The following is a 22,211-nucleotide window of genomic DNA, read 5'->3' as shown; positions in this document are numbered from 1 at the left end:
GGCGGGGCGGCGGCCCCGTGGCCGGACGGCTGTCGCGGCCGCCGCGTCAGGACGGTCGCTCAAGGACGGTCGCCGCGGTCCGGCGGGCCCGGACCGTCCCTCGGGGTTCAGGAGCCCGTGGGGTCACCGTGCAGTCGTACCGTGCTGAGGATCTTCTGCACGGTCGCGTCCGACACCTCTTCGCCGACACCCTTGGCACCGTAGAAGGTCCAGGAGACGAAGTCGCCCGCCGAGTTCTTGAAGGCGAAGGTGGTCGCCTTGCCGTTGGAGTCGCACTTGCCCTTCTTGGGCACACCGGACGAGTACGTGGTCGCGACGCTGCCCTCGACACCGGACTTCGTCGTGTACGCCTTCGGCTTGCCGATCTTCAGCAGCTTCTTCGAGGCGTCCTTCTGGTCGGTGTAGCCGCCGAAGACCCACCACGCCGAGTCGTTGCGCGCGACGTCGTCGGTGTTCTTGGCGCCGCTCTGGCCCTTGGTGCCCGCCGCGGCCAGGGCGGTGTCGCTCTCGTACCCGTCCTTGTCGTCGTCGGACGTGCACCACTTCTCCTTGAGGAACGCGGGTGCGGACATGCCGATCAGCGCGGAGCCGTCACCCTTCTTGTCGTCCTCGAAGCCGATGAAGGTGCCGGGAGTCTTGACCTCCCAGTCCGCCGGGACGTCGAAGGCGGTGCCCCACTTGGGGTTCACGACGACCTTCCAGCCCGCGATGGTCGCCTTCTCCTCGTCGCCGCCGCGCGGGTTGTCGTCGCCGCTCGGGCTCGCCGACGTCGAGGCGGACTTCTTGGGCGACGTGGACGGCTTGCCGTCCGCCTTGTCGTCGTCGTTGCCGCCGCCCAGGACCAGGAAGCCGGTGACTCCGGCCGCGATCACCACGGCCGAGGCCGCGACGATCGCGGTGATCTTCGTCTTGTTGCCGCCGCCACCGCCACTGCCCCCCGCCGGCTGAGGCGCGCCGGGAGGCTCCGACGGGGAACCCCACTGCGGCTGCCCGTACTGGTTGGGCTGCTGGTACCCGGTCTGCTGGTAGCCGGGCTGCTGGTACGGATTCGGCTGCTGGTACCCCGGCTGCTGGTACGGGTTCTGGTCCTGCGGGTTCTGCTCGCCCCCGGGCGGCTGCTGTCCTGGCCACATGGGCAGTAACCCTAGTGCCGCCCGTGACATGTTTGGGTCACCGCGTTTCGTCAGACGTGTACCGGATCAGTGACTCGGGCAACGCGTCAGGACGCCGGGGGGACGTCGTAGAGCCGAACGGTGGAGACGATTTTCCGCACCGTCGTGTCCGAGACCTCCTCGGACACCCCCTTCGCCCCGAAGAACTCCCACGAGACGATGTCGTTCGAGGGGTCCTTGAAGGAGAAGACGGTCGCCTTCCCGTCGCCGGCGCACTTTTTCGATTTCTCCACACCCGATGACGACGCAGAGGCCAGACTGCCCGCGATGCCGGACTTCGTCGTGTACGGCTCCACGGTGCCGGACGTCACCAGTTTCCTGTCGGGCTGGGTGTAGGCGCCGTAGACCCATGCCGCGGCGTCGTCGCGGGCCGCCTCCTCGGGGCTCTTCGCCCCGTTGTTCCGCTTGGTTCCGGCGCCCGCGAGCATCGTGTAGTCCTCGGTGCCGTCCTTGTCGTCGTCGGAGCCGCACCACTTCTCCTTCAGGAGCGCGGGGGCCGCGACGGCGGCGAGCGGCTCGTCCCGGGGGTCGTCGTCCTCGGAGACGTAGGTGACCCAGTCCGTCGACTTCAGCCCCCACTGCGGCGGGACATCGAAGGCGATGCCGCGCTTGGGGTTCACCACGGTCTTCCATCCGGCGACGGTCGGCTTCTCGGCGCCGCGGGTGCCCCGCGGATCGCTCGCCGGGCTCGACGGCGCGGACGGCGACCCGGTCGGCTCGGGTCCTGCCCCGTCCTCCTTGCCCGGTCCGAGCAGGACGAAGGCGGTCACTCCGGCGGCGACGACGACCGCCGCGGCCGAGACCATGGCGACGACCTTCGTCCGCCTGCCGTCGCCGCGGCCCGCGGGCGGCGACGCGGAGTCCGCGGTGACCGTCGGGGCGTTCCAAGGGGCCGGTGCCTGGTGATAGGGATGGGGCTGCTGGTACCCCGGCTGCCGGTACGGGTTCGGCTGCCCGGCTCCGGTGTCCGGCCGGGGGCCCGGTCCTCCCGCTCCGGTGTACGGCTGAGGGTTCGACTGTCCGCCCCCGGTGGGCTGTTGGGGATTCTGTCCGCTCGCGGGCGGCTGCTCTCCTGGCCACATGGGGCGTAACGATACGGCGATGATCGGCGCGCGCTGGCCAAGGATTGCTACTCACGGGTAACGTGCCGGTATGAGCGCAGACCAGATGACGATCGGCGAGATGCTCGCCGCCACCGTGCCGATGGCCCGGACCCTGAACCTCGAGTTCGTGGAGACCGGTCCGGACAAGGCCGTGGTGGCGCTGCCGGACCAGAGCGACTACCACAACCACGTGGGCGGGCCGCACGCCGGAGCGATGTTCACGCTGGGGGAGTCGGCGAGCGGAGCGATCGTCCTCGCCGCGTTCGGGGACCAGCTCTCGCGCGCCGTGCCGCTCGCGGTGAGCGCCGAGATCGCCTACAAGAAGCTCGCGATGGGGCCCGTCACGGCCACCGCGACCCTCGGCCGGCCCGCCGCCGACGTCGTCGCCGAACTCGACGCCGGCCGGCGTCCCGAGTTCCCGGTCGCCATCGCCATCCAGCGCGCTGACGGCGCCGTCACGGGCGAGATGACCGTCGTCTGGACGCTGCGTCCGAACGGCTGAGCCGCCTGTCGGCAGGGCCCCGGCCGGGACGTACGCCCCGGCCGGGGCCCTGCCGTGCCGCCGAAGGCTCCTGGGTCCACGGTCGGCCGACGGGTGCTAGTGCCAGTTGCTGATCGTGACGTCGTGCGGCGCGGGATCACCCTTGCCGGTCTCGACCAGCTTCTTCAGGCTCATCAGGAAGATCGCCCACTTGGTGCTGCAGTGGTACATGAACTCCACCGGCTCCTTCCAGCCCTCGTGCCGGAACAGCACGATCGTGAAGCCGTCCTCCTGCTTGAGCTCGAACGTGACCTGCGTGCCGATCCACTCCTCGGGGCCGTCGACGACCTCCCAGAGCACGCGCTCGGCGGGCCGGGCCTCCAGGACCTTCATGTCGAACCCGCCGGGCACGAAGCGGAACCGGATGACGCCCCCGACCTCGCTGTCGCCCTCCGTGTCCTCGGTCCACCACTTCGACAGCCCGTCGATCGTGGTCAGTGCCGCGTAGACGTCGTCGGGCGCCGCCGTGACGCCGATCCTGTGCAGGATGTCCACCATCTCGAAACCTCTTTCCTGTGAGGGCGCCCGTGCGCGGGCGCGGGCGGTCAGCTGTCCTTGTCGCGCTGGATCGCTTCGGCGATCCGCTTGATGCGCTGGAGCCGGGCGTCCCACGCGGCTCCGACCGACGACAACTGCGCCACGGCGCGGGCGAGCTGCGCCTCATCGACCTGATACAGGCGCTCGCGTCCGGACGGCGTGACGTGGACCAGACCGACCCGGTCCAGCACGCCGAGGTGTTTGGCCACCGCCTGCCGTGTGACCGGCAGCCGCTCGCTCAACGTGGTGGCGGTACCGCCGCCGCCGCTCAGCAGCAGGTCGAGCATCCGGCGCCGTATGGGGTCCCCGACCGCCGACCAGAGGTCGTCGTCGACGGTGACGCTCATGACGCCGACACCAGCCGGGCGACGTAGGAGACGAGGCGCGGCAGGAAGTGGTCCCATCCGGACACGTGGTCGCGGTACTGCTCCTCCAGGACGGCCGCCTCCCAGCCCTTCTCGCGGAACCCGGACTCGGTGAAGCGCAGCAGCGTGCCCGCGCCGGACGGGACCAGGTCGAAGGTGACCAGGAGGGAGTTGGACGCCGACGCGGTCACGCCCTCGTCGTACACCCACCGGAAGGAGAACCGTCGCGGCGGGTCGGCCTCCACCACCGTGAGCGGCACGGCCTTCGCCTCGGGGGTGGCCGCGTCGCCGAACGTGATGACTCCGGTGCCGCCGGGAACCGGTTCGAGCTCCGCCTCGTCCGGCCACCACTCCCGCAGATGCTCGGGCCTGCTGACCACCTCGTAGACCACCTCGGGGGTGGCCTCGACGTAGATCTCCCGCTCGATGCTGCCGTACTCCATCCCGCCGACCTCCATGCGCAACCTTTAGTTGCGTGTCACTCTAGAGCGCTCCTTCGCGACGTGCAACCTTTGGTTGCTCAGCGAGGGTGCGGTGTGAGCTCCGCGGCACCCTCGGGGCCTCCGTCGGGCGAGACCGACCAGGTAGGCTTCCCGGCGTGTACTCCGGGGGAAGTGCACCCCGGGTGATCACGTGCGGCGCATGTGCCCGGACCAGGCACAGTCAAACGGGAGGTACCGGCGTTGCACGTCCAGGACTGGCTCGAGACGGTGCCCGCAGTCAGCATCTATGCGCTCGTGGGCCTGGTCATCGGCTTGGAGAGTCTGGGCATCCCGTTGCCCGGCGAGATCATCCTGGTCTCGGCGGCGTTGCTCTCCTCCCAGCACGAGGGCATCAACCCGGTCGTCCTGGGCGCCTGCGCCAGCCTGGGCGCCATCGTCGGCGACTCCATCGGATACGCCATCGGCCGCAAGGGCGGGCGTCCGCTCCTGGCCTGGCTAGGGGCCAAGTTCCCGCGGCACTTCAGTGAGGGCCACGTCGCCACGGCCGAGCGCTCCTTCCAGAAGTGGGGCATGTGGGCCGTCTTCTTCGGCCGGTTCATCGCCCTGCTGAGGATCTTCGCCGGCCCCCTCGCGGGCGTGCTGCGGATGCCGTACTGGAAGTTCCTGATCGCCAACGTGCTCGGCGGCATCGTCTGGGCCGGCGGCACCACCGCGGTCATCTACTACGTCGGTGTCGTCGCCGAGTCCTGGCTGAAGCGCTTCTCGTGGCTGGGCCTCGTCGCGGCGGTGCTCGTCGGCCTCGCCTCGATGCTGATCGTCAAGCGCAAGGCGAAGCGGGCCTCCGTCGAGCGGGCCGAGACCGGCGCGGAGCCGGTCGCGGCGCCCGCCGGCGACTGAACCGGACGGCACGCGTCCGAGCCGTCGCCTTCGGGCGCGGCCGGGCAGGCCGTGCGCCCGGCCGTCCTGTGCCGTGCTGCTCGGTTCCGGCCGCACCGTCGTCGACGGCGGCAGCGACCGGGAGGCCGGGCGGAGCCTGAGGGGCGGGGCTCAGTTCTCCTCGTGCGCGGCCCGGTGGGCCTTGGCCAGCTCGACGTACAGCGTGCCGTTCAGCGAGATGCCCTCGCGCTCCTCGGCGGTCAGCTGCCGCTTCACCTTGGCGGGCACGCCCGCGACGAGAGAGCCCGGGGGTACCTGCATGCCCTGCGGGACCAACGCCTGCGCGGCCACCAGCGAACCGGCGCCGATCACCGCGCCGTTCAGCACCGTGGCGCCCATGCCGATCAGGCAGTCGTCCTCGACGGTGGCGCCGTGCACCACCGCGTTGTGCCCGACGGAGACCCGCTCGCCGATCGTGACGGGGAAGCCCGGGTCCACGTGAAGACTGCAGTTGTCCTGCACGTTGCTGTCGGCACCGATGACGATGGGACCGCAGTCGGCGCGCAGCACCGCGCCGTACCAGGCGCTCGCACCCGCGTGCAGGGTGACGTCCCCGATGATCACTGAGGTGGGCGCCGCGAAGGCATCCTGGTCCACCTTCGGGTCCTTGCCGCCGATCCCCATGATCAACGCCTGCTGCGCCATCGCCGCCCCACCGTCTTCTCGTCGCGTCGGTACACCGGCACCGTATGTCATCGCCTGCTGCTCCGGTGGGGTGAAGATCACAGCCGCACGAGCTCATCGGCGCGGCCCGCCCTGAGTACGGTGAGCGGGTGCCCAAGAGCAAGAACACGTTCTCATCATGGCGGCGGCGCCTCGCTCAGCGCGCCGTCCACGCGGGCTGGGCTTGGGTGCAGCGCACGGGAGCCGTCTCGGCCGAGCACCCCGGGAGCTTCCGCTTCGGGTCGATGGGAACAGGTACCAGACTCGCGTTCCCGCTCGGCACGGTCTTCGGCGAACCCTGGATCCACCTCGGCTCGCACTGCATCGTCGCCGAACAGGTCACGCTGACAGCCGGGTTGATGCCCGACCTGGACCTCGGACCCGACCCCATCCTGCGCATCGGCGACGGTGTCGTCCTGGGCCGCGGCAGCCACGTCATCGCCGACACGACCGTGACGATCGGCAGCGACTGCTACTTCGGGCCGTACGTGTACGTCACCTCCACCAACCACTCGTACGACGATCCGCACGAGCCGATCGGCAAGCAGTGGCCGCGGATGGAACCCGTGGAGATCGGGCCCGGTTGCTGGATCGGGACCGGCGCGGTGATCCTGCCGGGCGCCCGCATCGGGCGGAACGTCGTGGTGGCGGCCGGTGCGGTGGTGCGCGGTCAGGTGCCGGACCACGCCGTGGTGGCGGGCGCTCCGGCGCGCGTCGTGCGGCGCTGGGACCCGGTGGCCGGCTGGCAGCCGCCGTTGCGGACCCCGGCGCCCGTACCGATTCCCGACGGCGTGACGCCGGAGCAGCTGCTGGCCCTCTCCGGGCTCGACGAAGAGTCCGCGGCCCGGCTCGCGGAACTCGACCTCGACGCCGAGGGCGCCACCGGGGACGTGCGCGCGGAGTCCTGAAGCGGTGCCGGCCGTGCGGCCTGGGCCTTCCGAGCTTCCTGTCGGACGCGGCGTCAGCCCGTCGCCAGCAGTACGGTGCCGACGAGGGCGAGGCCGGCGCCCGCGGCCTGCACTCCGCGGAGCCGTTCGCTGAGGAAGCCGCGTGCCGCCAGTGCCGTGACCACCGGATACAGCGAGGCCAGGACGGCGACCACCGTGACCGGGCCGTGCTGGGCGGCGACGGAGTACGTGCCGTTGGCCGCGACGTCGGCGAGTCCGACGAAGGCGAGCGCGGGCAGGGTACGCCAGGGGAGGCCGCCCTCGGGGAGCGCCCGGGCGCCGCGCCCGACGGTGACGAGCAGCGCCACGCCGCCCGCGGCCACGTTGGTCACGCGCTGCACGAAGAGGGCGAGGAAGAGTCCGGTGACCGACGACGACGCCTCCGCGATCAGGGCGAAGACCGTGCCGAAGCCGAGCGCCGCGAGCAGCGAGAGCAGGATCGCCTGCCGCTGCACGGGAGCGCCCCGCAACTGGGGGCCGCCCGCGAGGATCACGCCCGCGACGGCGATCGCGATCCCCACGAACTGGGTCGGCCCGGGACGCTCCCCGAGGACGAGTCCCACGGTGATCGGGACGGCCACGGCGAGGGAGCCGAGCGGGGAGACCACACCCATCGGACCCAGGGCGAGGGCCTTGTAGAAGGAGAGCAGCGCGACCGGGCCGACCAGACCCGCGGCGAACGCGAACCACAGCTGCGGTCCCGCCGCGCTCCAGCCGCCGGTGGCCACGACGGTCGCGCCCAGGACCACGGCGGCGATCGACTGGGAGACGACGACCACCGTGAGGGCCGGCATGCGGCGGGTGAGCAGCCCACCGCCGAAGTCGGCCAGGCCCCACAGGAGGCTGGTCGCCAGGGCGAAGAGTGCTGGCAGTGCCGTCATCGGGCCCCTCGCAGTACAGTTCGGTGAACGATCGGGTGCACCACACGATAGTTCACCTGATTGAACTCTGTCATCCAGAATATTGGACGGAATGTGTCGGACCTCGACCTGCTGACCCAGTCCCTGGGGCGCAACGTGAAGCGCTGGCGCACCGAGCGCGGCTTCACCCTGGACGCGCTCGCCGCGCGCGCCGGGGTCAGCCGCGGCATGCTCATCCAGATCGAGCAGGCCAGGACCAACCCCAGCCTGGGCACCGTCGTCAAGATCGGCGACGCCCTCGGTGTCAGCATCACCACCCTGCTCGACTACGAGCAGGGGCCGAAGGTCCGTATCGTCCCCGCCGAGCAGGCCGTACGGCTGTGGCACACCGAAGCGGGCAGCTACAACCGGCTCCTCGCGGGCACCGAGGCCCCCGGTCCGCTGGAGATGTGGGACTGGCGGCTGATGCCGGGCGAGGGCAGCCCCTCGGACCCGCACCCGACGGGCACGGTCGAACTCGTCCACGTCACCGAGGGCGAACTGACCCTCACCGTCGACGGGGTCGAGCATCTCGTCCCCGCCGGCGCCAGCGCGTCCTTCGAGGCCAACACCCCGCACCGGTACGGCAACGACGGTGACGTGCCGGTCGAGATGGTCATGGCGGTGTCCGTCCCCCTCGTGCACTGAGGCGTCGCGCAGGCCCTGTCCCTCTCGTGCGTCGAGGCGTCCCGAGGGGCCTGCTCCTCGTGCACCCAGCCGTCCCGCGGGCCGTGCCGTTCGCGTGCCGAGGCGTCCGGACGGCCCCGTCGGCAGGGCTGTTAGCGTGCCGTCATGCGCGCACCCATCGGACGCTTCGACGCCGCCACGCCCGCCCCCGACTGCCTCGACGAACTGATCCGCCCGGTCGCCGACGCCGTACGCGAGTGGCGGGGCGGCACCCCCGTCGACCAGATCGTCTACGTCGACACCGAGCCCGACTGGGCCGACACCGCCACGTTCGTCGAGCACTACGGAGCCGAGCTGCTCGACCAGTCCGCCAACTGCGTGGTCGTCGCGGGCAAGCGGGGCGGCGAGACCACGCTCGCCGCGTGCGTCGTCCTCTCCGCCACCCGCGTGGACGTGAACGGAGTCGTGCGGCGTCAACTCGGGTCCCGCAAGGCCTCGTTCGCGCCGATGGACACGGCGACCGGGGAGACCGGCATGGAGTACGGCGGCATCACACCGCTGGGGCTCCCCGCCGGCTGGCCGCTGCTCGTGGACGCGGCCGTCGTCGAACTGCCCTATGTACTGGTCGGCAGCGGGCGGCGGCGGGGCAAGCTGCTGGTGCCGGGCAAGATGTTCGCCGAGCTGCCGAACGCGGCGGTGCTGGAGGGGCTCGGAGTCGCCTGACCCGCGGTTCGGCGAGGCGGCCGGGCCCGTGCCCGCGGGGGCGCCCGGCCGTCGAGTGCGCGGCGGTCAGGCCGCCGCGTGGTGCGCCAGCGCCAGGTGCGGGTCCGTCTCCCCGGGGGCGGTCGCCGGGTCGGCGTGCACCAGCGCGGCGGTCAGCCTCGGCACCGCGTGCAGCAGGGCGTGTTCGGCCTCGACCGCGATACGGTGCGCCTCGCGGACGCTCGCCTCGCCGTCGACGACCACCGCGACCTCGGCGCGCAGCCGGTGCCCGATCCAGCGCAGCCGCAGCTCGCCCACCCCGTGCACGCCCGGCACCTCGCACAGCGCCCGCTCGGCGCGGTCCACCAACTCCGGGTCCACGGCGTCCATCAGCCGCCTGAACACCTCCCGGGCGGCATCGCGCAACACCAGCAGGATCGCCGCTGTGATCGCCAACCCGACCAGCGGATCGGCCAGTTGCAGGCCGAGTGCCGCACCCCCCGCACCCACCAGCACGGCGAGCGAGGTGAAGCCGTCCGTCCGCGCGTGCAGCCCGTCCGCGACCAGGGCGGCGGAGCCGATCTCACGGCCCACGCGGATACGGTGGCGAGCGACCCACTCGTTGCCGAGGAAGCCGATCACGGCTGCCGCCGCGACGACCGGGACGTGCCGCACGGGCTGCGGGTCCAGCAGCCGGTCGATCGCCGTCCAGGCCGCGAAGGCCGCGGACGCCGTGATCGTCAGCACGATCACGATGCCCGCGAGGTCCTCCGCCCGCCCGTAGCCGTACGTGAAGCGCCGCGTCGCGGCACGGCGGCCCAGGACGAAGGCGATCCCCAGCGGCACGGCCGTCAGCGCGTCCGCCGCGTTGTGCGCCGTGTCGCCGAGCAGCGCCACCGACCCCGACATCACGACGACGACCGCCTGGGCCAGGGCCGTCACGCCCAGGACCACGAGCGACACCCAGAGCGCGCGCATGCCGCGCGCCGACGCCTCCAGCGCGGAGTCGACCTTGTCGGCGGTCGCGTGCGAGTGCGGCGTGATCAGGTGCCGCAGACGGCTGCCCAGGGTGTGCGCGTGACGGTGCCCGTCGTGGCCCTGCCCGGGCCCGGCGCCGTGGGAGGGGGCGTGGCTGTGTGCGCGGTCGTGAGGGTGACCGTGCTCGTGTTCGTGTCCGTGGTCCTCGTCCGAGTAGCGGTGGTCGCTCACGGGAGTCCCCTTCCGTTGCGCGGGAGTGGACGTGTCGGTGTCCATGACGCCATTATGTGCGTATGAGCGCACGCATGCACCTATCACCTGCGCATGATGCGCACCCGCGTACTCCCGGCGAGGAACAGTTCGCTCTCGCCGCCGAGCTGCTGGCCCTCCTGGGCGACCGCACGCGCCTCGCGCTGCTGCACGCACTGACCGGCGGCGAGGCCGACGTCACCACGCTCACGGAGACGTGCGGGGCCGCGCGTCCGGCCGTGAGCCAGCATCTGGCCCGCCTCCGGCTCGCCGGACTCGTGAACACCCGGAAGGAGGGGCGCCGGGTGATCTACTCGCTCGGCGACGGTCATCTGCGCCGGGTGGTCGACGAGGCCCTGAACCTGGCCGACCACCGCATCAGCGACCGTCCGCCGCACGACTGACCACCTCTCGCGGCACGGCTTCCCGCCGCCCGGCCCAGCCCGCCCCGGTGCCGGCATGCCTGTCAGCAGTTCCGTCATCCCGCCTTCACCTTCGTCCCTCCGATGGAAGCGACCGCAGACGTACGGCGGGGGGAACCAGAGGCGAGGGGCGTGCGCGGTGGTCCGCAGCAATGGGCCGCCGTACCCGGCGGTCCGCGGCGATGCACGGCAATGCACGGGAAACGGATTGCCACGGACGGCGCTCGCTCACAAGGATGGCGGCATGCCGGCCTTCACCGCTCCCGACGGAACCCGCCTCGCCTACCGCGTCCTGGGCGAGGGCGAACCGCTGCTCTGCCTGCCCGGCGGCCCGATGCGGGCCTCCTCCTACCTGGGCGACCTCGGAGGACTGTCGCGGCACCGCCGGCTGATCCTGCTCGACCTTCGCGGAACGGGCGACTCCGGCACCCCCGCCGATCCGGCGACCTACCGCTGCGACCGGCAGGCCGACGACGTCGAGGCGCTCCGCGCTCATCTCCGCCTGGACGGGGTGGATCTGCTCGCGCACTCCGCGGGCGGCGACCTGGCCCTCCAGTACGCCGCCGGACGTCCCGCACGGGTCCGCACCCTGACGCTGGTCGCCGGGCGGGCGCGCGCCCTCGGCGTCGACTTCACCGTGGAACACCGTCTGGAGGCGGCCGCGCTGCGCAAGGCCGAACCCTGGTTCGAGGCCGGGCACCCCGCCTACGAACGGATCTGGGCCGGCACCGCGAGCGACGCCGACTGGGACGCCGCCACGCCCTTCTTCTACGGGAGCTGGGACGCGACCGCCCGGACGCATGCGGCGACCGAGGTCGAGCAGACCAACGAGGAGGCCGCGGAGCTGTTCGCGGCACCCGGCGCCTTCCGTCCCGCCGAGACCAGGGCCGCCGTCGCCGCCTGGGACGCGCGGGTACTGCTCGTGGCGGGCGAACTCGACAGCGGTCCCCTCCCGCGCGTCGCCGCGACCGTCGCGGACCTTTTCCCGCGGGCAGAGTTGAGCGTGCGCCCGGGCGCGGGCCATTATCCGTGGCTCGACGACCCGCGCGGCTTCAGCGAAACCGTCGCGGCGTTCCTCGCCCGGGGCCGGTGACGCGCCCGGCGTCCGCCGGGCTGCCCGCCGGGACCTGTCAGGCCAGTCGCAGATCGATCCACTCGGCACTCTCGCCGGGCAGCACATAGCGCTCCACCTCGACGAAACCGTGCTTGAGGGCGAAGCGGAGGCCGTCGTCGTTGGCCGCGAGCACGACCGTCTCGATCACCTGTGCGCCCAGCCCGCGTGCCTCCCGGAGGCCGCGTGAGTAGAGCTCCTCGCCGTAGCCACGACCGCGGTGCTCGGCGAGCACACGGGCGATGACCGTGGCCGTGGCGGAGTCGTCGGTGGGCGGGCGCACGGTCGTGCACCCCACCAGGACGTCACCGAGGTAGGCGACTTCGAGGCGGTAGCGCCGGGCACGCTCCCGCGCGTCGTCCAGGGACATGGTGGCGGCCGGCACGATCACGTTGTGGACGTACCGCCAGTCCTCGAGACGGGCGTCGTCGTCCGGCTGCTTGATACGAAGAGTGGACACCGCAGCAGGAAACCGGTGCCGCGGTCGCGCCGTCAACCACAATTCCCGGCGCACTCCGGGCGCCCGGCACCGTGTTCGTCCCGAGCCGGGGCGGGGTCAGCCGAGGCGCGGGATCTCGATGGCCGGGCAGCGGTCCATGACCATGTCGAGGCCGGCGGCGCGGGTCCGGTCGTACGCGGACTCGTCGACGACACCGAGCTGGAACCAGACGGCCTTGGCGCCGATGGCCGCCGCCTCGTCGGCGACGGGACCCGCGAGGTCGCTGTTGACGAAGACGTCGACGACATCGACCTCGAACGGGATGTCGTCGAGGGAGGCGTAGCCCTTCTGCCCGTGGACGGTCTCGGCCTTCGGATGCACGGGGACGATGCGCTTGCCGTAGCGCTGGAGGACGTCGGCGACGCCGTGCGCGGCGCGCCGCTCGTTCGACGAGAGGCCGACGATCGCCCAGGTGTCGCCCAGCTCGGTGAGGATCTTCCGGATCGTTGCCGGGTCGCCGTACATGCTCGGCCTCCTAGGGGTCTCTGTCGTCGGAGCTCGTCACGCTGAACGCCCCTGTCGAGGCGCTCAGCGGGGAAACAGCGGACGTCACCGGCTGATTCCCAGCAGCAGCTCCGTGTTGCGGTCACCGGCTCCGCCCGCCCAGCCCTCCTGCACGCCGCCCGACATGCCCGCGGCGAGGCCTGGCGCGTTGTACGCCAGTTCCCGGTAGAGGGAGGCGAGGCCCACCGCCGACAGGTCGTCGAAGGCGGGGGCGGTGCGGTGCGGGGCGGCGGATTCGACGAGTGTGGTGAACAGGGAGACCGTTCCGTCGCCGTTGTCGGCCAGTTCGACGAGGCGCGCGTGGTGCGGATAGTCCACGTGGGAGGCGGTGTTGACCTCCCAGAAGGAACGCGCCGGCGTCGCGTGCCCGTGCGGGGTGATCCGGTTGACGTGGCTGTGGCCGTTGATCCAGGCCACCACGTTCGGGAACCGGCTCAGCAGGGCGACCACTTCCGCACCGTCGTGGCGCGGCTCGTCGGTCGGGGCGGCGTCCGGGCGGCGGGTCATGCCGGCGCTGTGGTGGTGGCTGAAGACCAGGACGTGCGCGTCGTCGGCCCCGGGACGGCGGACGAGCCGTCCGTCGGCGTCGTACGACCGGGAACTGTGCGCCGCCAGGGTGCGTTCGAGCCAGCGCAGTTGCTCGCTGCCGAGGGAGCCCTCGTAGTGGCCGCCGCGGTACGTCGTGTCGATGCTCACGCCGACCACGTTCGCGGCGATCCGGAAGCTGTAGTACATCCGCTCGCCGTCGAGATGGTCCTCGGTGTATCCGTGGCCGCGGGGACCGGCACCGGCGTGCGCGGGGTCGAGATGTGCCGCCAGATAGTCGTGCGGGGTGAACGGCCGGCGCCGCTCGTCGGGCGTCACGGTACGTGCCGAGGCCGCGTGCCTGCGCAGGACCGACGTGAGCACCGCGCTCCGCGGGTCGTCACCGGTGCGCAGCGCCCGCGCGTAGGCGGCGGCGTCCGAGTCCGGGACCGACAGCAGCTTGCGGGAGCCGACGGCGATGTCGTGGAGCCCCGGCGAGAGGCAACCGCCGGGCAGGTCGTCGTGGTTGCCGACCGTGGAGTACCAGGGGACGCGCAGGCCGGGACTGGACACCGTCCGGGTGGCGGCCTCCAGGAACCCGGGGACGAGAGGGAGCCCCCGCCGTTTGTCCAGGTCGCGCAGAGCGGCGTCGTCCGGGTGCCAGTAGAGCGGCAGCCCGGAGTTCTGGACGCCTTCGTAGGCCGCCGGATCACCGCTGTTCGGGGTGATCCGGCCGCCGCTCATCAGCGTGAGGAACCACTCCAGCTCGATCACCGAGTTGTTGTCGACGTTGTCGCCCGTCGTCATGACGAACGCGGGCGGCAGCCCCGTGTGCGGGCCCGCCCCGAGGGCGTTCACCTGCTCCACCAACGCCACCGCGCCCGCCACCGTGAGCGCCTCCTGCGCCCGCCACGCGGAGGCCCCGCGCGACCGCAGGAACTCCGTGCGCAGCGGGTTCTGCACATCGGTGAGGTGCAGGTCGGTGAACTGGACGAAGCAGGCCAGTGGCGTACGCCGGTCCTGGCGCCCGTTGCCGGCCGCGGCGAGCTCCGCCCGCACGGTGAGGGGCCAGCCCGGACCCGGTACGAGCCGCCGGTACGAGCCGGAGCCCGGAGCTCCGCCGAGCCGTGCCGTCGTCTCCAGCGTCGTCGTGCCGTAGGGCGCGGGACGCCGGACCGCTCGGGACTGCCGCCCGGCCGGGTCCCGCGGAGCCGGAACCCGCGTTACCGGATGGGCGGGGGCGTCCGCCGTCGCGGGGCGGCGGCGTCGGCCTGGCAGGAACGCCCCGGTCGTCCCGGCGGCTCCGGCGGCGACGGCGGCGCCGGAGGCGAGCAGCAGGCGGCGGCGGTTCAGCGTGGCGGCGGGTTCGGTGCCCGTCATGGGGTCGGCCCTTCGGTCTCCGGTGGTTCTCACGATCGGCGGTGTCGGCGGTGCCCGGTGTCGGCGGTGTCGGTGCGTGCGGCCTCGCCGCGCGGCATCCTTGAGCGGAACCACTCATTCAGGTTTCCGGGGCACATGCGTGGCCTCCCCATGAACGCCGTGTGATGCGCCGCCGAAGTCGACGGCAGCCCGAACGCGAGGCGGTGCGTCCGCCGCGCCGGTTGCCCGGTGCCCGAAGCCGGCGATCGCCGAAGCGGGCGACGACCGTCGGGCCGGGCGATCGCCGAACCTGGTGATCGCCGAACCGCGCGCCGCCCGACGCCTGACGCGCGCGGCGGCCGGCCCGGTGCGTGGACTCCGGCATGGCCCGGACACGGGTCCGGCGCACCGGACATGCATCGTGAAGCGCGAACGCCTGTCCGGAATGGGCTCCATCTCCCTGCGTCCGGCTGCCGGCGCGCCTACGCTCACCTCGTGCTCCGTATCATCGACGCCCGCTCGGGCGAGCCCACCGACGCCGTCCCGGCCCGCCGCAGCCTGGTCCGCGTCCACGCGCGCCCGCCGGGGTTCGACACCACCGGTCTGCGGGTGCTCCTCGTCGCCGACGTCCTCGTCCGTGCTCTGGAACTCGGCGGGACCCCCGTCTGGGCGACGTCCGGCTCCGTGGCGGACCCGGACGCGCTGCGGGCGAGTGCGGCGGCGCTCGGTATCCGGCCGTTCGAGGACCACCGCGAGGCCGCGGGCGGCCTCGGCGCGACCCACACCCTGCAGGTCCTCACGCCCGGGAGCGCGGCGACGGACGCCGCGGCGTCGCCCGGCGGGACCGCGGACGATGCGGCCGCCGGTGACGTGCGCGTGGGCGTCGCTCCGGTGGAACCGGGCGGTGGACCCGGCCTCGGTGCGGGGGCGGGCCCCGGCGCCGACACCGGTGCCCCCGACCCGACCGTCCTGCGCCTCGCCCTGCTCCAGCACCGCAGGGACGACCCCCTGCGCCTCGACGCGGCCGCCCTGGCCGATGCCGAGGACACGCTCGCGCGCTGGCGGGCCGCGGTCGCCGCCTGGGCGACCAGGCCCTCCCGGCCCGTGCCCGAGGAGGTACGGCAGCGACTGCGCACCGCGTGGGAGGACGATCTGGACGTTCCCGGCGTCCTCGACGTCCTGCGGTGGGTGGAGGAGTCCGACGTACCGGAGGGGGCCCGCTTCGAGACGTACGCCTACGCGGACCGGCTCCTCGGACTCGAACTCACCAGGGACATCGGAGCGGCGTCGTGACACCGCGTGCGGCTGCCGGGCCGTTGCGGCGGCTCGTGGTCCTGCGGCACGCCAAGTCCGCCTGGCCCGCGGGCGTGCCCGACCACGAGCGGCCGCTCGCGCCGCGCGGCCGTCGTGACGCCCCGGCCGCCGGACGGGCGCTCGCGGGCGCCGACTGGCTGCCCGACCTCGCGCTGTGCTCCACCGCCGTCCGCGCCCGCCAGACCTGGGAACTGGCCGCCGAACAGTGGGGCACCCCGCCTCCCGTACGGTTCGACCGGCGACTGTACGGCGCGGACGCATCCGAGCTGCTGGCGGCCGTCCGGGAAGTCCCCGAGCGCGTCAGGACGTTGCTGCTGATCGGGCACAACCCCGGGCTGGAGGACCTGGTCCTCGACCTCGCCGGGGACGGCCTGGACGACGCGCTGGACCAGGTGCACACGAAGTTCCCGACCTCGGCCGTCGCCGTCCTCGCCTGGCACGGCGGGAGCTGGCAGGAGCTCGCGCCCTCCGTGGCGCTGCTCACCGACGTGACGGTGCCGAGGGGGAAGAAGTCGTGACGGTGCCACGGAGGAAGTCGCGGTCGTGAGCCCGCGGGGGGCGGGGGTGCGAGCCCCGCGGACGTGACACTGCCGACACCCGGCGCAGCGGTCACCAAGGGCCGCCGGGCCCGGAGGCGGGAGAGGGCGTGCGGGACGGGAGGCGGCGTACGGCACGCGCGCGTGCAGCGCATACGCTGGCCCGATGCAGGACGAGTACCGCACAGTGGCCCGCGCGGGCGTGCACGAGACCGAGATCAATCGCTCCCGCTTCCTGTGCGCCCTCGCCCCGGCCGCCACCGAGCGGGAGGCACAGGACTTCGTCGCCGCGGTCCGCAAGGAGCACGCCGACGCCACGCACAACTGCTACGCCTACGTGATCGGTGCCGACGCGGCCGTGCAGAAGGCGAGCGACGACGGCGAACCGGGAGGCACCGCCGGCGTCCCCATGCTCCAGATGCTGCTGCGCCGCGACATGCGGTACGTCGTGGCCGTCGTCACCCGCTACTACGGCGGGGTCAAGCTGGGCGCGGGCGGACTCATCAGGGCCTACGGCGGCTCGGTGGGGGAGGCCCTGGACGCGCTCGGGACCGTCACCCGCCGCAGGTTCCGGCTCGCCACCGTGACCGTGGACCACCAGCGGGCCGGCAAGGTGCAGAACGACCTGCGCTCGGCCGGGCGCGAGGTGCGTGACGTGCGGTACGGCGAGGTGGTCACGATCGAGATCGGGCTGCCGGACGCCGACGTGGAGACCTTCCGCGCCTGGCTGGCGGACGCGACGTCCGGGGCGGCGGAACTCGAACTCGGGGGAGAGGCGTACGGGGACGCGTGACGGGCCGAGCGGACACCCCGCCGCCGATGCGGCGGACGGGGGATACGGGAGTAGCCGCCCGTGATGTCCGACCCGCCCGTTAGTCTCGGGGATCATGAGGCTCCTGCACACTTCCGACTGGCATCTCGGCCGGGCGTTCCACCGGGTGAACATGCTCGGCGCCCAGGCCGAGTTCATCGCCCACCTGGTCACGACCGCGCGCGAGCGCGGCGTCGACGCGGTGGTCGTGTCGGGGGACGTGTACGACCGGGCGGTGCCGCCCCTCGCCGCCGTCGAGCTCTTCGACGACGCCCTGCACCGGCTGGCCGACCTCGGCGTGCCCACGGTGATGATCTCCGGGAACCACGACTCGGCCCGCCGGCTCGGAGTCGGCGCCGGACTCATCGGCCGGGCCGGCATCCACCTGCGGACCGAGCCCTCGGCGTGCGGCACCCCCGTCGTCCTCGCCGACCAGCACGGTGACGTGGCCTTCTACGGCCTGCCGTACCTCGAACCGGCCCTGGTGAAGGACGAGTTCGGAGTGGACAAGCCGGGACACGAGACGGTGCTGGCCGCCGCGATGGAGCGGGTCCGCGCCGACCTCGCCGCCCGCCCGCCCGGCACCCGCTCCGTGGTCCTCGCCCACGCCTTCGTCACCGGCGGCGAGCCCAGCGACAGCGAGCGGGACATCACCGTCGGCGGCGTCGCCTCCGTGCCCGCCGGAGTCTTCGACGGCGTCGACTACACCGCGCTCGGGCACCTGCACGGCAGCCAGACCATCACCGATCGCGTGCGCTACTCGGGCTCCCCGCTTCCGTACTCCTTCTCGGAGGCCGACCACCGCAAGACCATGTGGCTGGTCGACCTCGGTGCCGACGGCTCCCTCGAAGCGGAGCGGATCGACTGCCCCGTGCCCCGCACCCTCGCCCGCGTCCGGGGCCTCCTGGACGACCTCCTCGCCGATCCGGAGCTGGCGCGCCACGAGGAGGCGTGGGTCGAGGCGACGCTGACCGACCCGGTCCGCCCGGCCGATCCCATGGCCCGGCTGTCCGAGCGCTTCCCGCACACCCTCAGCCTCGCCTTCGACCCGGAGCGCGCCCCCGAGGAACCCGACACCTCCTACGCCCGACGGCTGGCGGGCCGCAGCGAGGAGCAGATCGCGGAGGACTTCGTGGCCCATGTACGCGGTGCGGGCCCCGACCCGCACGAGCAGACCGTGCTGCGCGACGCCTTCGACGCCGTCCGCGCCGACGAGGCCGTGCGGGAGGTCGCCCGGTGAGACTGCACCGCCTCGACATCACCGCGTTCGGACCCTTCGGCGCACCCCAGACGGTCGACTTCGACGAGCTGTCCGCCGCCGGACTCTTCCTGCTCCACGGACCGACCGGCGCGGGCAAGACCTCCGTCCTGGACTCCGTCTGCTACGCGCTGTACGGCGCGGTGCCGGGCGCCCGTCAGACGGGGCAGGGCCTCGGTCTGCGCAGCGACCACGCGGCACCCGGCAGCCGCACCGAGATCCGCCTCGACCTCACCGTCGCCGGACGCCGGCTGGAGATCACCCGGCAGCCGCCCTGGGAGCGGCCCAAGAAGCGCGGCACGGGCACGACCACCGAGAAGGCCCAGAGCCGGCTGCGCGAGTACGACGCATCGGCGGGCTCCTGGAAGGACCTCAGCCGCTCCCACCAGGAGATCGGTGAGGAGATCACCCAGCTGCTCGGCATGAGCCGCGAGCAGTTCTGCCAGGTCGTGCTGCTGCCCCAGGGCGACTTCGCGCGCTTCCTGCGGGCCGACGCCGAGGCCCGCGGAAAGCTGCTCGGGCGTCTCTTCGACACCCACCGCTTCGCCGAGGTCGAAAAGCGCCTCGCCGAGCGACGCCGCACCACCGAGACCGAAGTGCGGGCCGGGGACGCGGAATTGCTGGCCGACGCGCACCGCATGCAGCAGGAGGCCGGGAGCGGCGTCGAGATCGCCCTGCCCGAGCTGAAGCCCGGCGAACCGGGCCTCGCGGAGTCCGTCCTCGCCTGGGCCGCCGTCGCCCGCAGCACCGCCCGCGAGCGCCTCACGATCGCTCACTGCGCACGCACCGCCGCCGAATCCGCGCATGCCGCCGCGGACCGCGCACTCGACGACGTACGTGAAGTGGACCGGCTCCAGCGCCGGTTCACGGCGGCTCGGGAGCGTGCCACGCGCCTGGAGGAGCGCGCCGACGCCCACCAGGAGGCCCAGGCGCGCATGCAGCGCGCCCGCAAGGCCGAGGCGGTGGCTCCGGCGCTCGACCTGCACGACCTCGCCGGGACCGAGCACCGGCGCGCGGCGGCCGAGGAGGCACGCGCGCGTGCCGGTCTGCCGCAGACGTTCGCCGACGCCGGGGCGCCCGGACTCGCCACCGCCGCCCGCAAGGCGGCCGAGGAGCTCGGCGGCCTGGAATCCGCCCGCCGGGCCGAACGGCGCCTGGCCGAACTGACCACGGAGCGCACCTCCTTGGACCGCCAGGAGCGCGCCGACGAGGACGTCCTCCAGGAGGCCGAGGCCTGGCTCGCCGCATGGGAGGACACCCGCGCCGGCATCGAGTCGGACATCGAGACCGCGCAGGAGGCGGCGACACGCGCCGAGCAGCTCGCCGTCCAGCGCGAACCCGCCCTCAGACGGCTCGACGCGGCCCGTCAGAGGGACCAGTTCGCACGCGACACGGACGCTGCGCACGAGCGGGCCCTCGCCGCGCGCGAGCGGGCCACCGAAGCGCGCGCCCACTGGCTCGACCTCAAGGAACAGCGGCTCAGGGGCATCGCCGCGGAACTCGCCGCGGGCCTCGTCGACGGTGAGCCCTGCGCCGTCTGCGGCGGCACCGAACACCCGGCACCGGCACAGAAGATCGACGGACACGTCGACCGCGAGACCGAGGAACGGGCCCTCGCCGGATTCCAGAGCGCCGACGAGGAGCGCGCCGAAGCGGAGCGACGGCTCGGCGTCGTGCGCGAGGCGCTGGCCGCCGCGACCGCCGAGGCGGGCGACACTCCCACCGCGCGTCTCGTCCAGGAGACCGAGGAGCTGGAGCACCGGCACACCGAGGCCCGCTCCGCCGCCTCCGGACTGCACGCGGCGCGTGAGGCGCGGGAGCAGGCGGAGCGCGAGTACCGGCGGCGGACGGACGCCCAGCAGGAAGCCGCCCGCCGCGTCGCCTCGCGTGCCTCCCTCCGCGAGGCGCTGGACCGCGAGAAGGCCGGTCTCGACGAGGAGTTGACGCAGGCACGCGGCGACGCGGGCAGCGTGTCCGCGCGCGCCGCGCAGCTGGAGCGGCAGGTCACGCTGCTGACGGAGGCCGCGGACGCCGTCCGCGCCGCCGAGGACACCGCCCAGCGCCTCAAGGAGGCCGACGCCCGGCTCGCCGACGCGGCGTTCCGCGCCGGGTTCGACACCCCGCGGGCGGCCGCGGCCGCGCTGCTCGACGACGCCGCCCACCGGGAACTGCAACGAAGGCTCGACGCCTGGCAGTCGGAGGAGGCGGCCGTGCGCGCGGTGCTCGCCGAGGCCGACACGGCGCACGCCGCCCAGCGGCCGCCCGCCGACCTTGCCGCCGCGGAGCGGGCCGCCGAGTCCGCCGCCGGTCGCCTGCGGGACGCGGCCTCCGCGCGGGACGCCGCCGCCCGGCGCTGCGCCGGGCTCGACGCACTGTCCGTGCGCGCCGACAGAGGCGTACGCCGGCTGGCCCCGCTGCGCGAGGAGTACGACCGCGTCGCCCGCATGGCCGGACTCGCGGCGGGCACGTCGGCGGACAACGAACGCAAGATGCGCCTGGAGTCGTACGTCCTCGCCGCGCGCCTGGAACAGGTGGCCGCCGCGGCGACGGCGCGCCTGCACCGCATGTCCTCCGGGCGCTACACGCTCGTGCACTCCGCCGACCGTGCCGGCCGTGGCCGCAGCGGACTCGGCCTGCACGTCGTCGACGCCTGGACCGGACGTGAGCGGGACACGGCGACGCTGTCCGGCGGCGAGACGTTCTTCGCCTCGCTGGCGCTGGCCCTCGGCCTCGCGGACGTCGTCACCGACGAGGCGGGGGGCGTGCGGCTCGACACCCTGTTCATCGACGAGGGCTTCGGCAGTCTCGACGACCAGACCCTCGACGAGGTCCTCGACGTCCTCGATTCGTTGCGGGAGCGCGATCGCAGCGTCGGCATCGTCAGCCATGTCGCCGATCTGCGGCGGCGCGTCCACGCCCAGCTGGAAGTGGTGAAGGGGAGGACGGGCTCGGTCGTACGGCAGAGGGGCGCCGTCGACTGAGACGGCGCACCGCCGACACGGCGCTCGGCGGTCCGCCGCCACCGACGGGGGCCGCGTGCCGCTCGACCCGCCCCTCGCAGGCCTCCGTGCCCCGGCCGCCGGGTATCAGGCGCGCCGGCCGCCGGACGTCGTGCGACCCGGCCGCACGGGGCGGCGGACTCAGTGGCCGAGGGGCCGCCGGGGGAGCGGGGAGGAGTAGACGACGCTGGTCGTCACCGAGCCCAGGGCGCCGATCCTGCCCGACACCTCCTCCAGATGGCTCATCGAGCGTGCGGCGACCTTGATGACGAAGCAGTCGTCGCCGGTGACGTGATGCGCCTCAAGGATCTCGGGGGTCGCCGCGACGAGGTCGTGGAACGGCTTGTAGTTGCCATGGGGGTACCTGAGCCGGACGAACGCGAGGATGGGCAGGCCGAGGCTCTCCGGATCGACGACGGCCGCATAGCCCCGGATGACACCCGCTTCCTCCAGGCGGCGCACCCGCTCGGTGACGGCGCTCGCGGACATCGAGACGGCGCGGGCGAGCTCGGCGAAACTGGCCCGGCCCTCCCGCTGGAGGACATCGAGGATGCGCCAGTCGGTGGCGTCCGGGGAATACGCGGTCATGTGCGATGGATAGCAGGCGAATCCCCGGCTGATCAAGGCAGAGGCCGTGGATCGTCACTTCAGGAAGTGGATCACCGACCGTAGATTTCTCGTCAGAACGTTCCGCCCGGCCGGGTGCGCAGG

24 protein-coding genes are annotated in these 22,211 nt (G+C 73.2%); 12 read left to right on the top strand and 12 right to left on the bottom strand.

The genetic code is table 11. The features are described from left to right. Positions 1 to 107 precede the first annotated feature (107 nt). Together ACZ4IF_RS23905 and ACZ4IF_RS23900 are read right to left on the bottom strand one after the other, a co-directional pair. On the bottom strand, positions 108 to 1,133 hold the full coding sequence (locus ACZ4IF_RS23905; RefSeq protein ID WP_467565880.1) for a DUF8017 domain-containing protein: 1,026 nt from the start codon (positions 1,131 to 1,133) through the stop codon (positions 108 to 110). 86 nt (positions 1,134 to 1,219) lie between these two features. Then, complete coding sequence (locus tag ACZ4IF_RS23900) at positions 1,220 to 2,254, bottom strand: DUF8017 domain-containing protein (protein ID WP_467565877.1); 1,035 nt, start codon at positions 2,252 to 2,254, stop codon at positions 1,220 to 1,222. Positions 2,255 to 2,324: 70 nt separating this feature from the next. Here ACZ4IF_RS23900 and ACZ4IF_RS23895 point away from each other — a divergent pair, with 70 nt between their 5' ends. Continuing rightward, the gene (locus tag ACZ4IF_RS23895; protein WP_345658193.1) at positions 2,325 to 2,777 is read left to right on the top strand and encodes a DUF4442 domain-containing protein; all 453 of its coding nucleotides are present in this window, start codon (positions 2,325 to 2,327) and stop codon (positions 2,775 to 2,777) included. 96 nt (positions 2,778 to 2,873) lie between these two features. Here ACZ4IF_RS23895 and ACZ4IF_RS23890 read toward each other — a convergent pair whose 3' ends face one another. Genes ACZ4IF_RS23890 through ACZ4IF_RS23880 form a run of 3 tightly spaced genes read right to left on the bottom strand, consistent with a single transcriptional unit; the run spans position 2,874 to position 4,176 of the window. Further along, positions 2,874 to 3,314, bottom strand: coding sequence for an SRPBCC family protein (locus tag ACZ4IF_RS23890; protein ID WP_467565873.1), 441 nt, complete (start codon positions 3,312 to 3,314; stop codon positions 2,874 to 2,876). Positions 3,315 to 3,361: 47 nt separating this feature from the next. Next, entirely contained in the window at positions 3,362 to 3,700 is a 339-nt protein-coding gene (locus tag ACZ4IF_RS23885) for an ArsR/SmtB family transcription factor (protein WP_467565870.1), read from the bottom strand. Next, on the bottom strand, positions 3,697 to 4,176 hold the full coding sequence (locus ACZ4IF_RS23880; protein ID WP_467565867.1) for an SRPBCC family protein: 480 nt from the start codon (positions 4,174 to 4,176) through the stop codon (positions 3,697 to 3,699). The genes ACZ4IF_RS23885 and ACZ4IF_RS23880 overlap by 4 nt, the downstream gene beginning before the upstream one ends. 225 nt (positions 4,177 to 4,401) lie before the next feature. On the opposite strand from ACZ4IF_RS23880, the gene ACZ4IF_RS23875 reads away from it, so the two are divergent. After that, complete coding sequence (locus tag ACZ4IF_RS23875; protein WP_467565864.1) at positions 4,402 to 5,058, top strand: DedA family protein; 657 nt, start codon at positions 4,402 to 4,404, stop codon at positions 5,056 to 5,058. 150 nt (positions 5,059 to 5,208) lie between these two features. On the opposite strand, the gene ACZ4IF_RS23870 is transcribed toward ACZ4IF_RS23875, so the two are convergent. Beyond that, positions 5,209 to 5,742, bottom strand: a complete 534-nt coding sequence (locus ACZ4IF_RS23870; RefSeq protein ID WP_467565861.1) for a gamma carbonic anhydrase family protein — start codon at positions 5,740 to 5,742, stop codon at positions 5,209 to 5,211. A 128-nt stretch (positions 5,743 to 5,870) separates the two neighbouring features. On the opposite strand from ACZ4IF_RS23870, the gene ACZ4IF_RS23865 reads away from it, so the two are divergent. After that, positions 5,871 to 6,668, top strand: a complete 798-nt coding sequence (locus ACZ4IF_RS23865) for an acyltransferase (protein WP_467565858.1) — start codon at positions 5,871 to 5,873, stop codon at positions 6,666 to 6,668. A gap of 53 nt (positions 6,669 to 6,721) precedes the next feature. Here the strand turns inward: ACZ4IF_RS23865 and ACZ4IF_RS23860 are convergent, their stop codons facing one another. After that, positions 6,722 to 7,579: an EamA family transporter gene (locus ACZ4IF_RS23860; protein WP_467566049.1), complete on the bottom strand. Its 858-nt coding sequence runs from the start codon at positions 7,577 to 7,579 to the stop codon at positions 6,722 to 6,724. A gap of 102 nt (positions 7,580 to 7,681) precedes the next feature. Here ACZ4IF_RS23860 and ACZ4IF_RS23855 point away from each other — a divergent pair, with 102 nt between their 5' ends. Together ACZ4IF_RS23855 and ACZ4IF_RS23850 are read left to right on the top strand one after the other, a co-directional pair. Beyond that, complete coding sequence (locus ACZ4IF_RS23855) at positions 7,682 to 8,254, top strand: helix-turn-helix domain-containing protein (protein ID WP_028800452.1); 573 nt, start codon at positions 7,682 to 7,684, stop codon at positions 8,252 to 8,254. Positions 8,255 to 8,398: 144 nt separating this feature from the next. Continuing rightward, positions 8,399 to 8,956 (top strand): YbaK/EbsC family protein, encoded by a 558-nt coding sequence (locus tag ACZ4IF_RS23850; RefSeq protein WP_467565854.1) that lies wholly within the window; start codon positions 8,399 to 8,401, stop codon positions 8,954 to 8,956. A 66-nt stretch (positions 8,957 to 9,022) separates the two neighbouring features. Here ACZ4IF_RS23850 and ACZ4IF_RS23845 read toward each other — a convergent pair whose 3' ends face one another. Continuing rightward, a complete protein-coding gene (locus ACZ4IF_RS23845) occupies positions 9,023 to 10,189 on the bottom strand; it encodes a cation diffusion facilitator family transporter (protein WP_467565851.1) in 1,167 nt (388 codons plus the stop codon). A 17-nt stretch (positions 10,190 to 10,206) separates the two neighbouring features. Between ACZ4IF_RS23845 and ACZ4IF_RS23840 the strand changes: the two genes are divergently transcribed. Together ACZ4IF_RS23840 and ACZ4IF_RS23835 are read left to right on the top strand one after the other, a co-directional pair. Next, positions 10,207 to 10,566: an ArsR/SmtB family transcription factor gene (locus ACZ4IF_RS23840; protein WP_467565848.1), complete on the top strand. Its 360-nt coding sequence runs from the start codon at positions 10,207 to 10,209 to the stop codon at positions 10,564 to 10,566. Positions 10,567 to 10,828: 262 nt separating this feature from the next. After that, entirely contained in the window at positions 10,829 to 11,677 is an 849-nt protein-coding gene (locus ACZ4IF_RS23835; RefSeq protein ID WP_467565845.1) for an alpha/beta fold hydrolase, read from the top strand. A 37-nt stretch (positions 11,678 to 11,714) separates the two neighbouring features. On the opposite strand, the gene ACZ4IF_RS23830 is transcribed toward ACZ4IF_RS23835, so the two are convergent. From ACZ4IF_RS23830 to ACZ4IF_RS23820, 3 genes are all read right to left on the bottom strand, one after another. Then, positions 11,715 to 12,155 (bottom strand): GNAT family N-acetyltransferase, encoded by a 441-nt coding sequence (locus ACZ4IF_RS23830; RefSeq protein ID WP_467565842.1) that lies wholly within the window; start codon positions 12,153 to 12,155, stop codon positions 11,715 to 11,717. 96 nt (positions 12,156 to 12,251) lie between these two features. Beyond that, a complete protein-coding gene (locus ACZ4IF_RS23825; RefSeq protein ID WP_467565839.1) occupies positions 12,252 to 12,659 on the bottom strand; it encodes a CoA-binding protein in 408 nt (135 codons plus the stop codon). 84 nt (positions 12,660 to 12,743) lie between these two features. After that, positions 12,744 to 14,603, bottom strand: coding sequence for a TIGR03767 family metallophosphoesterase (locus ACZ4IF_RS23820; RefSeq protein WP_467565837.1), 1,860 nt, complete (start codon positions 14,601 to 14,603; stop codon positions 12,744 to 12,746). Positions 14,604 to 15,077: 474 nt separating this feature from the next. Here ACZ4IF_RS23820 and ACZ4IF_RS23815 point away from each other — a divergent pair, with 474 nt between their 5' ends. The 5 genes from ACZ4IF_RS23815 to ACZ4IF_RS23795 all read left to right on the top strand — a co-directional run bounded on the left by ACZ4IF_RS23815 (position 15,078) and on the right by ACZ4IF_RS23795 (position 21,482). After that, positions 15,078 to 15,875, top strand: a complete 798-nt coding sequence (locus tag ACZ4IF_RS23815; RefSeq protein WP_467565834.1) for a hypothetical protein — start codon at positions 15,078 to 15,080, stop codon at positions 15,873 to 15,875. Next, positions 15,872 to 16,414, top strand: coding sequence for a SixA phosphatase family protein (locus ACZ4IF_RS23810; protein WP_467565832.1), 543 nt, complete (start codon positions 15,872 to 15,874; stop codon positions 16,412 to 16,414). Before ACZ4IF_RS23815 ends, ACZ4IF_RS23810 begins: the two co-directional genes overlap by 4 nt. A gap of 184 nt (positions 16,415 to 16,598) precedes the next feature. Beyond that, entirely contained in the window at positions 16,599 to 17,225 is a 627-nt protein-coding gene (locus tag ACZ4IF_RS23805; RefSeq protein WP_467565829.1) for a YigZ family protein, read from the top strand. A gap of 94 nt (positions 17,226 to 17,319) precedes the next feature. Then, positions 17,320 to 18,483: an exonuclease SbcCD subunit D gene (locus ACZ4IF_RS23800; RefSeq protein ID WP_467565826.1), complete on the top strand. Its 1,164-nt coding sequence runs from the start codon at positions 17,320 to 17,322 to the stop codon at positions 18,481 to 18,483. Then, positions 18,480 to 21,482: an AAA family ATPase gene (locus ACZ4IF_RS23795; protein WP_467565823.1), complete on the top strand. Its 3,003-nt coding sequence runs from the start codon at positions 18,480 to 18,482 to the stop codon at positions 21,480 to 21,482. Before ACZ4IF_RS23800 ends, ACZ4IF_RS23795 begins: the two co-directional genes overlap by 4 nt. A 159-nt stretch (positions 21,483 to 21,641) precedes the next feature. Here the strand turns inward: ACZ4IF_RS23795 and ACZ4IF_RS23790 are convergent, their stop codons facing one another. Next, positions 21,642 to 22,088: an Lrp/AsnC family transcriptional regulator gene (locus ACZ4IF_RS23790; RefSeq protein ID WP_028800439.1), complete on the bottom strand. Its 447-nt coding sequence runs from the start codon at positions 22,086 to 22,088 to the stop codon at positions 21,642 to 21,644. Positions 22,089 to 22,211: the final 123 nt, after the last annotated feature.

Source organism: Streptomyces sp. NPDC025784 (genome assembly GCF_055558435.1).
This window is presented reverse-complemented; position numbering and strand designations above follow the sequence as displayed.

Coding starts and splice junctions, on each gene's coding strand:
- ACZ4IF_RS23900 (WP_467565877.1), bottom strand. CDS start 2,254: ATGTGGCCAGGAGAGCAGCCGCCCGCGAGCGGACAGAATCCCCAACAG.
- ACZ4IF_RS23880 (WP_467565867.1), bottom strand. CDS start 4,176: ATGGAGGTCGGCGGGATGGAGTACGGCAGCATCGAGCGGGAGATCTAC.
- ACZ4IF_RS23870 (WP_467565861.1), bottom strand. CDS start 5,742: ATGGCGCAGCAGGCGTTGATCATGGGGATCGGCGGCAAGGACCCGAAG.
- ACZ4IF_RS23835 (WP_467565845.1), top strand. CDS start 10,829: ATGCCGGCCTTCACCGCTCCCGACGGAACCCGCCTCGCCTACCGCGTC.
- ACZ4IF_RS23820 (WP_467565837.1), bottom strand. CDS start 14,603: ATGACGGGCACCGAACCCGCCGCCACGCTGAACCGCCGCCGCCTGCTG.
- ACZ4IF_RS23890 (WP_467565873.1), bottom strand. CDS start 3,314: ATGGTGGACATCCTGCACAGGATCGGCGTCACGGCGGCGCCCGACGAC.
- ACZ4IF_RS23895 (WP_345658193.1), top strand. CDS start 2,325: ATGAGCGCAGACCAGATGACGATCGGCGAGATGCTCGCCGCCACCGTG.
- ACZ4IF_RS23825 (WP_467565839.1), bottom strand. CDS start 12,659: ATGTACGGCGACCCGGCAACGATCCGGAAGATCCTCACCGAGCTGGGC.
- ACZ4IF_RS23905 (WP_467565880.1), bottom strand. CDS start 1,133: ATGTGGCCAGGACAGCAGCCGCCCGGGGGCGAGCAGAACCCGCAGGAC.
- ACZ4IF_RS23800 (WP_467565826.1), top strand. CDS start 17,320: ATGAGGCTCCTGCACACTTCCGACTGGCATCTCGGCCGGGCGTTCCAC.
- ACZ4IF_RS23850 (WP_467565854.1), top strand. CDS start 8,399: ATGCGCGCACCCATCGGACGCTTCGACGCCGCCACGCCCGCCCCCGAC.
- ACZ4IF_RS23845 (WP_467565851.1), bottom strand. CDS start 10,189: ATGGACACCGACACGTCCACTCCCGCGCAACGGAAGGGGACTCCCGTG.
- ACZ4IF_RS23790 (WP_028800439.1), bottom strand. CDS start 22,088: ATGACCGCGTATTCCCCGGACGCCACCGACTGGCGCATCCTCGATGTC.
- ACZ4IF_RS23885 (WP_467565870.1), bottom strand. CDS start 3,700: ATGAGCGTCACCGTCGACGACGACCTCTGGTCGGCGGTCGGGGACCCC.
- ACZ4IF_RS23805 (WP_467565829.1), top strand. CDS start 16,599: ATGCAGGACGAGTACCGCACAGTGGCCCGCGCGGGCGTGCACGAGACC.
- ACZ4IF_RS23840 (WP_467565848.1), top strand. CDS start 10,207: ATGAGCGCACGCATGCACCTATCACCTGCGCATGATGCGCACCCGCGT.